Genomic DNA, 13781 nt, shown 5'->3' on the forward strand with positions numbered 1-13781 from the left:
CGCTTTTTTTTCAACTAATGGTTTGTCTAGTATGGAAAAATGCCTCTACTTCTTCAATTGTAACTCCAAGGTTTTTTGCTTCTACCAATAACTTTACCCATTCCTGGTCTAGTGTTTCCTGAACAGAAGTAAGTATCATTTCTTCCCCCCATTATGATTCGTTGAAATATCATTCAACTCTTCTTGCCCATTCTGCCAGTTGCGAAACTGGATGAACTGTTGAAACTCTCGAAAGTCCTCTTTACTTAACCCATCGTCAATTGCTTGTTGTAAAAGTTTCGTCCATTCTCCGTCAAGTTCATCATGATTGTCCAGGTCTTCACCTAACAAATATTCAATACTTGTATCTAGTGTAGTTGCAATCTTTGATAAGAATTGTAGAGAAGGATTCTTCTGAACATCTCTCTCAATATAGCTTAAATACGATTTCGAAACACCTGCACGCTTAGCCAGCTCTGTAATGGAGAGCTTCCTTTGTTTTCGCAAATCCTTAATCCTAGATCCTATCATCTTCTTTCTCCTTAGTTAAAAGAATCTTTCTGTACGTTCATTATAAGAAACATTTTGTTCTTTATAAAATTACAAAATAGTAAGGAAAAAGGAGATATTTCGAGAAAACGAACGATAAACGTTCTTTATTGAGAAAAAATGGCTTATTTTGAGATTTTTCAAAGTTAGTACTTATGACTTATACTCAGACTATCAAGTTCGCTACTGAGAACAAGAGCGAACGAAAATACAGAATCTAAAAGGAAGTTGATGAATATGAAAAACAAATATTCCAACTTCGTTCTTAATAAAATACATAAAGTAATGCGTTCACTTAAAAGAACGAATGAGGAGGGTGGATCGTTGAGACGCACAAGGTTAAGGAAGTTTGGTAAGCGGGGAAGAAAACTTGCTCTGTTAGCTCAGATTGCTGCGATATGGTATTTGTCCTTTGCAATGGTTTCATACCTTACTACAGATACAGGGGCTTATTTTAATGATGTTGAGGTTATAAAAGGTTCCCTTCATGTTAATTGGGAAATCGAGGATGAACCAGAATACCCTCCAGATGATGAAAACTGGGGCAATAGCTCATTAAAGGAAGTAAGTCAGGGTGGAAGTTGTGCTCAAGGAATTTGGGGTAGTTTTACTAACACAGGTAGTGATGTTAATCATGAACTTACGAAATATGAGGTTTATTGGAGCGAAGCAGACGGTAATGTAAAGAATGGAAAAGTTGTAGAATCAGGAGTCTTTCCAATACCAGATAACGGAGAAGAATATACAATACAGTACCAACCAAAAAATAATGGATATTATAAATTCAAGGCATATCATGAAACTGGTCATGCAAATGGAAATGGAAACGGTACAGGTCCTTGGAGCGGGACAATACAAGTTACAGATTGTGAAAACGCCGGAGAAGATAATAAGAATGTAACTGAACCACCAAAAGACGAGGTATCACCTGCAAAGATAACTAATCTCGCTGGAATACCTACTACTAACTCAATTACTCTATCATGGAATCATACGACTGATTCTGATTTTAAACAGGTAAACATCTATCGTGATGGAAAGTTACTTACAAGTATTATTAATAGTTCGACCTATGAAGATAAGAATTTAGAGTCAAATAAGATGTATTCTTACAAAATCACTACATTAGATGTTGCTGAAAATGAATCGTTAGGTGCAACTATCCAAGTTACTACAATTGTAGACGATAATGAACCGCCTAATGAAATTTCAAGTCTACATGGTACTAGAAGTGGAAGTAGCTCTAACTTGAGTTTATCTTGGAAAAACCCAACTGAGGATTTTAGTTTCGTAAGAATTTATATAATAGGTCAAGATATGCCAATTAAAGATAATTTCGCAGGAGAGAAAATTAATAATTTAGATGTAAAAACCAAGGATCAAATTACCTTAAGAATAACAACTGTTGATAAATCTGGTAATGAGTCTGAGGGAGTTACAATTGGACCGTTGTAATTAATTAAATAAATTGGTGGTGTAGAAATGTCAACAAAAAAAATTATGAAAATAATCAGTAACTCAATCTCAGTAATTTTGTTCCTATTACTGATAGTGATGGTATTTGTAGTTATCTCCTCCAAAGCATCTGGAGGAGAGCCACAAATCCTTGGTTATCAATTAAAAACTGTTTTATCAGGATCCATGGAGCCTACATTTAAAACTGGATCAATAATCGCAATTAAACGAGTCGATGAACCTAGTTCATTAAAGAAGGATGATGTAATAACCTTCCTTCAATCTGATGGAAATGTTGTTACCCACAGAATAACTGAAGTAATTCAACAAGGTGATCAAACCCTTTATCAAACGAAAGGTGATAATAATGAAGATATGGATGTGAACCCTATTCTTTCTCAAAATGTTATTGGAAAGTACACAGGATTTACAATTCCGCTCATGGGTTATCTAGTAGACTTCGCAAAATCTAGCAAAGGTATGGCTGCTTTGCTTATCACCCCAGGCGTTTTACTATTACTCTACTCAGGTATCACAATCTTTAGAGCATTAAAAGAACTAGATCAGCCTAGTAGAAATCAAGATTCTGAAAAAACTGCTTAAAATTGGTTGTATTCCTTAATAAGGATTCAATATAAAAACTACATACCTCAAAAACGAGGGGATAAAACAAGGAGGAAGAAAAAATGAGTATTAAAAAGAAAATTGGTTTGGGTGTCGCTTCAGCAGCACTAGGTCTATCATTAGTTGGAGGAGGAACTTGGGCAGCATTCAACGATGTCGATACAATTAAAAACCATTTTGCGGCAGGAACTTTAGATTTAGATATTCAAGATATTGATAGTAATCCTATTAACTTTGACCTTACGAATATGAAACCAGGCGATAGCGTAGAGAGAAAGTTTAGATTAGGAAATAAGGGTTCATTGGCAATTAAAGAAGTGTTACTAAGTGCTACAGCTAGTGGTTTTACATCTGGTGTTGGAACAAACAAAAGTCGAGACGCGTTTCTTGACCAATTCGAAATTGAATTATTTAAAGTTCAAAGAGATAATGGGAACATGGTCTCAGTATGGACTTCAAATGGACCTCTTACTTTAAAAGAATTTGTTAATCAAGATTTCGGTTTAGGTCAGATTGTAGATAATTATGAGCCTACTGATAAATCCAAGCGAATTAATTTGGTTCCGTTAGTAGACCCGCTTGGTGGAACTACATTTGCTACAAGAGGTCTACCTGTAGATCCACAAGATACTGATGATGTTTATATTAAAATCACATTTGTTAAAGATAATCAAAGAGTGGGTGGCGACTATTCTGAATTTGTACAAAATAAATTCATGGGTAATTCTGTAAGTGTACAATTTAATCTAGAAGCAACTCAATGGGCAGGAGTAGAGGTAGAAGCTGACGATGCTAATGGTGCAGTAAATAACGGTGTTCAAGGTTCTGCTGATGATACAAAAAATCCAACTACACAACCAAACGATAGAACAACTGGTACTCCTACAATTACAGATCCTGTGAACGACTAATTATTAAAAAAAACTAAATATTTATGAAAAGGTGGGTTTCCCACCTTTTCTGAATTATTTAATTTCGCAATTGATACATATATCTAAGGAGTTACTAATATGCGGAAAATTTTATTAATACTTTTTTTATTATTGTTAAATCCAATAATTGTTTTGGCCGAGGATAGTATTAAACATCAGGCAATTGATTTATCTACAAATCCAGGAAAAGTACTTTTTGATCTAAGTAATATGAAACCTGGTGACTCAATTTCAAGAAATCTATTAATTTCTAATAATGGAAAACAAGACTTTAAGTATATATTATCAAATAAATTTACTTCAGGAGATAGAGTATTCTATAATCAATTGGATTTGATCATTGAAAACGATAATGAAATGCTCTATCATGGTAAGCTTCAAAAATTCGAGGAATTGGCACCGAGATTTCTTGGGAGTAAACAATCTGAAGCACTAAAGTTGTTTGTACAAATTCCTATTGAATTAGGAAATGAATTTCAAAATTTAAGTTCTGATTTTCAATTAAAGATTTACGTTGAAGGAACAATGGGTGGAGTTATCCCAGTTGACAACAAACTCCCAACAACAGGATCAGAAATGTTTAACCTTTTAGTAACTGGTGCGGCTTTATTTTTAGCTGGTTTTATCATATTTACTTATTTGAAAAGAAAAAAACTAGATACAAAACGTCCTTAAAATGACCTTGATTGGATAAAAAGATGAAAATCAAGGTCTATTTTGTATATTGTTTGTTCACTATTAAGAACAACGGTTTCATTTCATAAAAACAATCAAGCGAGGTTCACTATGAAACACCTATTCATTTTTCTAGCAACCCTAAATCTTTTAGATGCATTTATCACTCATTTCGGAATCCTAGGTGGCCATATATCGGAAGCCAACCCGTTAATGTACACCGTATACGAAATCCATCCGGTCTTATTTTTACTTATAAAAGCAATGCTTTCTTTATGTTTAATTTCACTTTATTTTATCATTCGCATTCCTGTGAATAAGTTTATTCGCTCTTTATCCTATGTAGCCACTGCTTTATACGCATATGTTTTTTTCCTTCATGGCTATTGGATTTCACAAGTTTTCTAAATGGAGGAGTCCCTATGTATACAAAAACCTGTCCAAGATGTTATCGGCCGTCCTTTAGCAGCAGTAAGCAAGGTGAATGGAACTGCCCAGTTTGTAACCACAATCTCACAACATTTCGTGCCCGCGATGCTGGTGAAGCATATCCTTCATCATTACAGAAAAAATACTCAACTCCCCAACAACCTGAATCCCACAGTATTTCCACTTTCGATACATACATATAAAAATAAAAAATGCTTAGGCAACCAATGTGCCGAAGCATTTTTTATTTATTATCCATTTTCCACTTATTAAATTCTAAGAATGATCGAAATTCCTCTTTGGAAACTCCTGATTTCATTGCCTCGCGTACAAGTCTAGTCCATTCTGAATCAAGTTCTACACTTTCAGGTTCTGATTGTTCATGGAGTAATTCATTGACTGTTACTCCTAATACTGTAGATATTTTTTCAAGAAATTGGATAGAAGGGTTTGATTGGAGATTCCGTTCGATAGAGCTCAAGTATGATTTGGCAACTCCAGCGCGATCTGCTAGTTCAGATAGAGATAATTGTTTTTGCAAACGAAATGTTTTAATACGTTGGCCAATCATTCTTTCTCACCTTCCTTCATATACCTATTATAGCATATAACGAAGAAAATGTTTTATAATAAGAACACAAAAAACTGAAAAATAAAAGAACCCGTTTGTACCGAGTCCCTCGCATCCTTATGTATCCGATCCGTAGCTTCAATAAGGTATTATTTGTATAGATAAGGTCCGTTATGCTGATTTACTTTGGAGGAAAGCTTGAATATCCTGGACGCTCATTCCCATCTCCACTGCTTCTAAAATAAGGTCGATCCAATCTTGATCCAATTGTTCATCTTTGTTTTGAACTTCATTTAACATTTCGTTTCCTCCCAAAATACAAGTAGTATTCCAGGCAGTCCAGCCGTCATAATTGTTACGTCCAATCTTAGACCTGTGACTTTGCGTCCCTATTTTTCAATAGGTTTGCCTTTGTCTGTTCGAACCTAAGCCGTCTACCTAAAACGATAGTCCCTTATGTATAGAACCTTTGTATTACATTTAGAAGTATAAAACATGAAATTCAAACTTTCTGTAAAAATCTGTCGATGTCAAAATATTTACAAAAGATAAACAATAGTTCGTCCGTCCAATCGAATTTTGGCTGTTTCTTACTATTTGTGTAGAATGAACTCGAAGGATAGGGATTTAGACCTATGAAATGTAAACTTGATGAAGCGAATGGTTAATACATAGTAGTTTTCTAATGTATTTTTTGTAAAATCACCATAAAAATGTAAGGTATTTGTCGAACGATTTCTTTTAAAATACCCTCACAAAAAGATAACCTACCCTCGGAAGTGAGGATAGGCCAATTTTACATCGTGTTTTGACAAAGATAAAACAAACCGCCATTGATAATTTCGACAAGAACTTTCGGTTCGTATTGATCTTTGAGTGCTTCTTTTTCAATCCCATAGCTTTCTGGCTTTTCGTCAATTCCCTCATAAAAGGAATCTAACAAAGCTAAATCTTCGTCCCATCGTTGTCTTGCTTCGTCTGCCCAAGAGTGATCCTGTGTTTCAACATATCCCCGCACATATTGCTGGAGACGGTTAATGCCACTTTGTGGCTTAACAAGAGGTGACATTGTATAGGTGTGATCAGGTATTTTCGGAGTAAGCGGCAACTTTTCAACTTTTTCTTGGAAATCTTCAACAATGATTCCATTTATAAGCTGTAAACCGAGTGACATCAACACATCACGCTTGCGGTCACTTTTATATGATATTTTTACATTCAACCCAATCCACGGATAAAGAGGGGTGTTCCCTTGTGCACCGGGTGGTGATTGTTGATACAAGCGTATATAGCTTGCAAGCTTTTTTGTTGATTCAAAAATTTGATGTAAACGGGGGGCGCCAAAATGAATAAAGTCGCCCTTCACATTGTCAGGTGTTTGTTCCCGATCCGTAATTAACGTCAGCTTCATTGGATTCGGTTCACCGCCAGTTTTTTCAACATATGTCCAATAAAAAGGCCGGTTCATTAGTTGCTTATCTAAATCAACCGTTAATTGTACGGTCATATACCCGAGATGACTTTCAAGAATTTCACAATGGTTTGAAACAAAATAATTCTCTAGAAAGTTAACTATTTCCTGTTGCTGCATGCTGCTCACCACCATTTTGTTCTTCAAAGCTAATGATAGAAGTTAAATTTTCCATCTTAATTTTCATTTCACCCTCACTGCGAGAACGAAGCATGATGTCCTGAATATGGTCTTCAATGTTTCCGAGATCCAATCTTGTTAAGATATCATCCAATTGTCCAATGACACGTTCAAACAGATTAATTTTTTCATATAATAGCTTTAAAATATGCTCTTCAACCGTATTCTTTGTTGCAAAATTATAAATATGAACATCCTTTTCCTGACCGAGGCGATGAATACGCCCAATCCGTTGCTCAAGTCTCATTGGATTCCAAGGGAGATCATAATTGATAATGTGGTTACAGAATTGTAGGTTAATTCCTTCACCACCAGCTTCCGTTGCAATCAAGACCTGGAACTTTCCTTTAAACAATTCTCTCATCCAATCCTTTTTCCCGCGTTTAAATCCACCTCTAAAAGGAACAGATGAAATTCCATTTTGCTGCAGGAACCATTGTAAATACATTTGGGTTGCACGGTATTCGGTGAAAATGATGACTTTATCATCGATTTGCTTGATTAATTCAACCGCTTTTTCCGCCTTAGAATTTTGAGTAACCTGTTCAACCTTTTTCATAAGCCCCATCACCATATCCTCAGGAACCGCATTACTTCCGTCTTCATTCTTTTTCTCAAGCATTTTTTTTAACGTAAAGTAGACAGCTTCTCGACTACTACAAGCCTCTCTTTGTAAGGTTAAGATCGAGAACATACTGGATGCAAAACCTGAAAAGCTAGACCGATAGGCAGAAATCGCATCATAAAGTTCCTGTTCGGTCTCAGAAAATTCAATGGGTACTGTTTCCACCTTACGTTTTGTCCATTCAATTCCTGTATCATCACGGCGATTACGAATCATCACCTTATTCACTAATTCTTTCAAATGCTCATGGTCATCGATTGAACGACTTCTCTTTCCGAATGATTCCTCAAAGTTCTCCTGATTACCTAGGTGCCCAGGCTTCAGCAATGACACAAGATTAAAAATTTCATCGATCCGGTTTTGAATCGGAGTAGCCGTTAATAGTAAACAAAACTTCTTTTTCAGGTTTTGAACAAATTCATAGTTTTTTGTTTTGTTGTTTTTTAGCTTGTGAGCCTCATCGATAATGATTAAATCATAATCCTGTTCATACACGATTTCACGATGTGGACTTCTTTTTGCCGTATCAATTGACGAAACAATTACATCATATTGCTCCCACATATAGCTCTTTTTTTGCTGAACCGCTGGAATATAAAACTTCTGATTTAATTCCGAAGCCCATTGTGACACAAGGGATGCCGGCACAAGGATCAATACCTTCTTCACCAGTCCACGAATCATATATTCTTTCAAAATGAGGCCAGCCTCTATCGTTTTCCCGAGCCCAACCTCATCTGCTAAAATGGCTTTTCCGTTCATTTTTTCTACCACTTGCTTTGCAACTTCAAGCTGATGTGGTAGTGGTGTTAACTGTGGTAAATGCTTAGGAGCCTGAAGTCCTTCGAATTCAGGTATCGACTGGTGTTTTTCTACTTCATATGCAAGTTTATATAACTCCCAGTTCGCCCAAGGACCGTCATCGTCAATTCGTTGCAGAAAGTCACCTTGCCACGACTGATCAAATTCAAAATCGACATTCATAAAATTACAGTCCTTTCTTAGTAGATATATTATATAGAAGAAAGTAAGGTTTTTTCTAAAACCCGAACGTTTTTCTAAAAAAATAAATTAATGTTAAGAAAATAAGTTATTGCCCAAATCGCTAGATGATGGTAGGATGAAGGTAGTTAGAAAACGCTTCTCTACGCTATTCAGTAGGGATTAGCAATTTAAATTAAATGATAAAATAAGAGCTTTTGGGCTTGGACATGATAAAATTTCCATAGTCGTTTCGTTAGTATTACCAAAAAAATGAAAAATATGAAGACCGCGAATGAGAACAAGGGGAGAGACTACATTTTTGTAGCGCCGAAGGAGCAAGCAAGCCGATTGTGAATCTCTCAGGCAAAAAGACTCTTGTTTGACGCAACTCTGGAGAGAGCCGATAATTTCAGGGCATTAAAAGCAAGAAGGTAGAGGAAGTGAAGTTTTGAGGACCGGAGCGTATTAAATAATACGTGAGGACCGGAAAAACGAACTGACGAAGAGATTCGCCGCTTATAATGACCTGAATGGCCACCAAAGGGGCAAACCTTTTTGAAAATCAATTAGGTAAACTTTCAGGTGCAAGGACAGAGACTTCACACTGCTGTGGAGTTTATCTGTCCTTTTTTGCATTTTCAGAATCTTTCGGTTATGGTGGTGCGAAACCCAAGTAGCTTTCAAAACGATGAATGTTGAGGAGGAATTCGGTTGTCTGAATTAAAACGAACACCATTATTTGATGAATATCAAAAGCATGGCGCCAAAACAATTGATTTTGGTGGATGGGATCTTCCAGTCCAATTTTCAAGTATTAAAGAGGAACATGAAGCGGTTCGTACAAAAGCAGGTCTTTTTGATGTTTCACACATGGGTGAAATTGATGTGAAAGGAAAGGACAGCTTAGCTTTTCTCCAAAAAATGATGACAAATGATGTTTCACTTTTAAAAGAGGGCGCAACACAATATACAGCAATGTGCTATGAAAACGGTGGAACGGTTGATGACCTACTAATCTATAAAAAATCGGATGACCACTACTTACTCGTTGTAAATGCATCAAATACTGACAAAGATTTTGACTGGTTAAAACAGCATGTCTTTGGTGATGTAGAAGTCGTAAACATCTCAAATGAAATCGGCCAAATAGCACTTCAAGGGCCGTTAGCTGAAGAAGTTTTACAAAAGATATCAAATACAGACTTAAGTGAAATTAAGTTTTTTAAATTCCAAGACGATGTCGAAATCGCTGGAAAGAAAACACTTGTGTCCAGAACAGGTTACACAGGCGAAGATGGTTTTGAAGTCTATTGCCAAGCAGAAGACACAGCTGCCCTATGGAATGCTATTTTAGAAGCTGGAGAACCTGAAGGTGTTTTACCATGCGGACTAGGTGCACGTGATACATTGCGATTTGAAGCAAATCTTGCGCTTTATGGACAAGAACTTTCAAAGGATATCACTCCAATCGAAGCAGGTATCGGTTTTGCGGTTAAGCCGAATAAAGAGGCTGACTTTATTGGGAAAGAAGTGTTAAAACAGCAAAAGGCAGAAGGTGCTCCTCGTAAAATCGTAGGAATTGAAATGATTGATAAAGGAATTCCTCGTCATGGATATGAAGTTTTTGATGGAGACGAGCAAGTGGGTGAAGTTACAACTGGAACCCAATCGCCAACTCTTCAAAAAAATATCGGTTTAGTTCTTATTAAATCAGAACATGCCGAATTAGGAAAAGAAGTTGAAGTTCAAGTTCGTAAAAAACGCCTTAAAGCAGTTATAGTTGCAACACCATTCTATAAGCGACCAAAAAAATAAATGGATAATTGGGAAAGGGGTACATCAATGAAACATCGTTATTTACCAATGACGGAACAAGATAAAAACGAAATGCTTCAGTCAATCGGCGTATCTACAGTCGATGAGCTTTTTAATGATATTCCAGAAAGTGTTCGATTTAAAGGCGAATACAACATTAAGAAGGCAAAATCAGAGTCTAGTTTAATGAAAGAACTTTCAGTACTTGCAGCAAAAAATGCTGATTTACGCCACAATGCTTCCTTCTTAGGAGCTGGTGTGTACGATCACTACATGCCAGTCATTGTTGATCATGTTCTTTCTCGTTCAGAATTTTATACAGCTTATACACCATACCAACCAGAGATTTCTCAAGGTGAGCTACAAGCGATTTTTGAATTCCAAACAATGATCTGCGAGCTTACTGGAATGGACGTAGCAAACTCTTCTATGTATGACGGAGGTACTTCACTTGCAGAAGCAGCGATGCTAGCTTCTGGTAGTACAAGAAATAAAAAAGTATTGGTTTCACAGGGAGTACACCCAGAATCAAGACTAGTTCTTGAAACATATGCTAAGGGTCAATACATTGAGGTTGTTGAAGTTCCAACAAAGAACGGTGTTACTGACGTTGAAGCATTAAACTCTCTAATGGATAACGATGTCGCTTGTGTTGTTGTTCAATATCCAAATTTCTTTGGTCAAATTGAACCATTAAAAGAAATTGAAGCTGTTGCTCATACAGGTAAAAGCATGTTCGTTGTATCAAGCAACCCATTAGCACTTGGGGCTTTAACACCTCCTGGTAAGCTTGGAGCTGATATCGTGGTCGGGGATGCACAGCCATTTGGTATCCCAGCAGCATTTGGTGGACCACACTGTGGATACTTTGCAGTAACATCAAAACTTATGCGTAAAGTACCTGGCCGTTTAGTTGGTCAAACAGTAGACGAACAAGGAAAACGTGGTTTTGTTTTAACACTTCAAGCACGTGAACAACATATTCGTCGTGACAAAGCTACTTCAAATATTTGTTCGAACCAAGCGCTTAATGCATTAGCAGCATCGGTTGCGATGACAGCACTAGGTAAAAAAGGTGTAAAAGAGATTTCAACACAGAACATTCAAAAAGCCTATTATGCTAAACAACAATTTGCAGCAAATGGTTTTGAAATTTCATTTGAAGGGCCATTCTTCAATGAATTTGTTGTAAAAGTAGGTAAATCAGTTAAAGAAGTGAATGCTCGTTTATTAGAAAATGGAATTATCGGTGGATATGATCTAGGTCGTGACTACCCAGAGTTAGAGGGCCATATGTTAGTAGCAGTTACTGAGCTTCGTACAAAAGAAGAGATTGATACACTTGTAAAAGAATTGGGGGATAGCCATGAATAAGCAAGATCAACCATTAATATTTGAACTAACCAAGCCAGGACGAATTGGTTATAGTTTGCCAGACTTAGACGTACCTGAGATCAACATTGCTGAAGTTATCCCTAGTGACTATCTTCGAGTAGAGGAGCCAGAACTACCTGAAGTATCAGAATTAGATATCATGCGTCACTATACAGCATTGTCCAAGCGTAATCACGGGGTGGACTCAGGATTTTATCCATTAGGTTCATGTACAATGAAATACAATCCGAAAATAAATGAAAATGTTGCACGCTACAATGGATTTGCTCACATCCATCCATTACAAGATGAAAGTACTGTCCAAGGTGCAATGGAATTAATGTATGACCTGCAAGAACACTTAAAAGAAATCACGGGTATGGATGAAGTTACCCTTCAACCTGCGGCAGGTGCACATGGTGAGTGGACTGGATTAATGATGATCCGTGCATACCATGAAGCAAACAACGATATAGCTCGTACAAAAGTAATCGTACCAGACTCTGCACACGGTACAAACCCGGCATCTGCAACAGTTGCAGGCTTTGAAACCATTACAGTAAAATCCAATGAAGATGGACTAGTTGATTTAGAGGATTTACGTCGTGTAGTTGGACCAGACACTGCGGCATTAATGTTAACAAACCCTAATACATTAGGTCTATTTGAAGAAAATATTCTTGAAATGACAGAAATCATTCACTCTGCCGGTGGTAAAGTATACTATGACGGTGCAAACCTTAATGCGGTTTTAAGTAAGGCGCGCCCTGGAGACATGGGATTTGATGTGGTTCATTTAAACCTACACAAAACCTTTACTGGTCCACATGGCGGTGGGGGACCAGGTTCTGGCCCAGTTGGTGTGAAGGAAGACCTAATAGCTTACCTTCCAAAACCAGTACTCGTTAAGACAGAAGAAGGCTATCATTTTGATTACAACCGTCCACATTCAATCGGACGCGTAAAACCATACTATGGAAACTTCGGAATCAATGTTCGTGCATATACGTACATTCGTTCAATGGGACCAGATGGCCTTAAGGCTGTAACTGAAAATGCGGTTATCAATGCAAACTACATGATGCGTCGCCTAGAACCATATTTTGACCTACCATATGATAGACATTGTAAACACGAATTTGTCATTTCAGGTAGACGACAAAAGAAATTGGGTGTTCGTACATTAGATATCGCAAAACGATTACTGGATTTTGGTTATCACCCACCAACTATCTACTTCCCATTAAATGTTGAGGAATGTATGATGATTGAACCAACGGAAACAGAATCAAAAGAAACATTGGATGACTTCATCGAAGCCATGATCCAAATTGCAAAAGAAGCAGAAGAGAATCCAGAAATCGTTCAAGAAGCGCCACATACAACAGTCGTAAGTCGACTTGATGAAACATTAGCAGCTAGAAAACCTGTTTTACGATACCAAAAACAATAAATATATATAGAAGAGACTCGTCCTAATTTGGATGAGTCTCTTTTTTTACCATAAATTACCGTGATATAAACTATTGAAAAATATATGGAGGGCTGATAATATAGATTAAGTCATCACGACAACGTGATTGACCTGAGTCACAACTAATAAAGAAGAAAAAACTTTTTAAAAAAGTTGTTGACATGAAATGTTGTTAGATGATATATTATTAAAGTCGCTTTTGAGCGGCAGTGAAAAAGTTCTTTGAAAACTGAACACAATACAAGCGTCAACGTTTAATTCTAAAGTAACAAACTATTGAGCAATCAATACTCTTATTGGAGAGTTTGATCCTGGCTCAGGATGAACGCTGGCGGCGTGCCTAATACATGCAAGTCGAGCGAACCTGAGGGAGCTTGCTCCCAAAGGTTAGCGGCGGACGGGTGAGTAACACGTGGGCAACCTGCCTATAAGACTGGGATAACTTCGGGAAACCGGAGCTAATACCGGATAACATATGAGACCACATGGTCTCATATTAAAAGATGGCTTTTAGCTATCACTTATAGATGGACCCGCGGCGCATTAGCTAGTTGGTGAGGTAATGGCTCACCAAGGCAACGATGCGTAGCCGACCTGAGAGGGTGATCGGCCACACTGGGACTGAGACACGGCCCAGACTCCTA

General features: G+C 37.2%; 14 protein-coding genes, 1 rRNA gene and 2 riboswitches. Of the genes, 9 read left to right on the forward strand and 6 right to left on the reverse strand.

Annotated features, from left to right (window positions below; translation table 11 throughout):
* Positions 1-10: 10 nt before the first annotated feature.
* Positions 11-139, reverse strand: a complete 129-nt coding sequence (locus ACFSFW_RS21920) for an anti-repressor SinI family protein (RefSeq protein WP_099361895.1) — start codon at positions 137-139, stop codon at positions 11-13.
* Positions 136-510 (reverse strand): helix-turn-helix domain-containing protein, encoded by a 375-nt coding sequence (locus ACFSFW_RS21925; protein ID WP_388041368.1) that lies wholly within the window; start codon positions 508-510, stop codon positions 136-138. The genes ACFSFW_RS21920 and ACFSFW_RS21925 overlap by 4 nt, the downstream gene beginning before the upstream one ends.
* 342 nt (positions 511-852) lie before the next feature.
* Between ACFSFW_RS21925 and tapA the strand changes: the two genes are divergently transcribed.
* From tapA to ACFSFW_RS21950, 5 genes are all read left to right on the forward strand, one after another.
* On the forward strand, positions 853-1983 hold the full coding sequence (gene tapA, locus ACFSFW_RS21930; protein ID WP_388041370.1) for an amyloid fiber anchoring/assembly protein TapA: 1131 nt from the start codon (positions 853-855) through the stop codon (positions 1981-1983).
* Positions 1984-2010: 27 nt separating this feature from the next.
* Complete coding sequence (sipW, locus tag ACFSFW_RS21935; RefSeq protein ID WP_388041372.1) at positions 2011-2586, forward strand: signal peptidase I SipW; 576 nt, start codon at positions 2011-2013, stop codon at positions 2584-2586.
* An 83-nt stretch (positions 2587-2669) separates the two neighbouring features.
* Positions 2670-3518, forward strand: coding sequence for a TasA family protein (locus ACFSFW_RS21940; RefSeq protein ID WP_388041374.1), 849 nt, complete (start codon positions 2670-2672; stop codon positions 3516-3518).
* A 99-nt stretch (positions 3519-3617) separates the two neighbouring features.
* Entirely contained in the window at positions 3618-4214 is a 597-nt protein-coding gene (locus ACFSFW_RS21945) for a TasA family protein (protein WP_388041377.1), read from the forward strand.
* A gap of 111 nt (positions 4215-4325) precedes the next feature.
* Positions 4326-4622 (forward strand): DUF5658 family protein, encoded by a 297-nt coding sequence (locus ACFSFW_RS21950; protein WP_388041380.1) that lies wholly within the window; start codon positions 4326-4328, stop codon positions 4620-4622.
* Between the two features lie 265 nt (positions 4623-4887).
* On the opposite strand, the gene ACFSFW_RS21955 is transcribed toward ACFSFW_RS21950, so the two are convergent.
* The 4 genes from ACFSFW_RS21955 to ACFSFW_RS21970 all read right to left on the reverse strand — a co-directional run bounded on the left by ACFSFW_RS21955 (position 4888) and on the right by ACFSFW_RS21970 (position 8474).
* Entirely contained in the window at positions 4888-5214 is a 327-nt protein-coding gene (locus tag ACFSFW_RS21955; protein WP_099361889.1) for a helix-turn-helix domain-containing protein, read from the reverse strand.
* 171 nt (positions 5215-5385) lie between these two features.
* Positions 5386-5514, reverse strand: coding sequence for an anti-repressor SinI family protein (locus ACFSFW_RS21960; protein ID WP_388041383.1), 129 nt, complete (start codon positions 5512-5514; stop codon positions 5386-5388).
* 30 nt (positions 5515-5544) lie between these two features.
* A riboswitch (cyclic di-GMP riboswitch) is annotated at positions 5545-5634 on the reverse strand.
* Between the two features lie 376 nt (positions 5635-6010).
* The gene (locus tag ACFSFW_RS21965) at positions 6011-6805 is read right to left on the reverse strand and encodes a YqhG family protein (protein ID WP_388041386.1); all 795 of its coding nucleotides are present in this window, start codon (positions 6803-6805) and stop codon (positions 6011-6013) included.
* Positions 6783-8474 carry a DEAD/DEAH box helicase gene (locus ACFSFW_RS21970; protein ID WP_388041389.1) on the reverse strand — a complete coding sequence of 564 codons (1692 nt, stop codon included), beginning with the start codon at positions 8472-8474 and terminating at the stop codon, positions 6783-6785. The genes ACFSFW_RS21965 and ACFSFW_RS21970 overlap by 23 nt, the downstream gene beginning before the upstream one ends.
* Positions 8475-8766: 292 nt before the next feature.
* Positions 8767-8859, forward strand: a riboswitch (glycine riboswitch).
* A gap of 326 nt (positions 8860-9185) precedes the next feature.
* Between ACFSFW_RS21970 and gcvT the strand changes: the two genes are divergently transcribed.
* From gcvT to ACFSFW_RS21990, 4 genes are all read left to right on the forward strand, one after another.
* On the forward strand, positions 9186-10289 hold the full coding sequence (gene gcvT, locus ACFSFW_RS21975; protein ID WP_388041391.1) for a glycine cleavage system aminomethyltransferase GcvT: 1104 nt from the start codon (positions 9186-9188) through the stop codon (positions 10287-10289).
* Positions 10290-10316: 27 nt separating this feature from the next.
* Entirely contained in the window at positions 10317-11663 is a 1347-nt protein-coding gene (gcvPA, locus tag ACFSFW_RS21980) for an aminomethyl-transferring glycine dehydrogenase subunit GcvPA (protein WP_388041394.1), read from the forward strand.
* Positions 11656-13116 carry an aminomethyl-transferring glycine dehydrogenase subunit GcvPB gene (gene gcvPB, locus ACFSFW_RS21985; protein ID WP_388041397.1) on the forward strand — a complete coding sequence of 487 codons (1461 nt, stop codon included), beginning with the start codon at positions 11656-11658 and terminating at the stop codon, positions 13114-13116. Before gcvPA ends, gcvPB begins: the two co-directional genes overlap by 8 nt.
* A 314-nt stretch (positions 13117-13430) precedes the next feature.
* Positions 13431-13781 (forward strand): 16S ribosomal RNA (locus ACFSFW_RS21990); the annotation flags it as partial.

Origin of the sequence: Ferdinandcohnia salidurans (genome assembly GCF_042680725.1) — a bacterium.
GTDB lineage: Bacteria > Bacillota > Bacilli > Bacillales > Bacillaceae_L > Ferdinandcohnia > Ferdinandcohnia salidurans.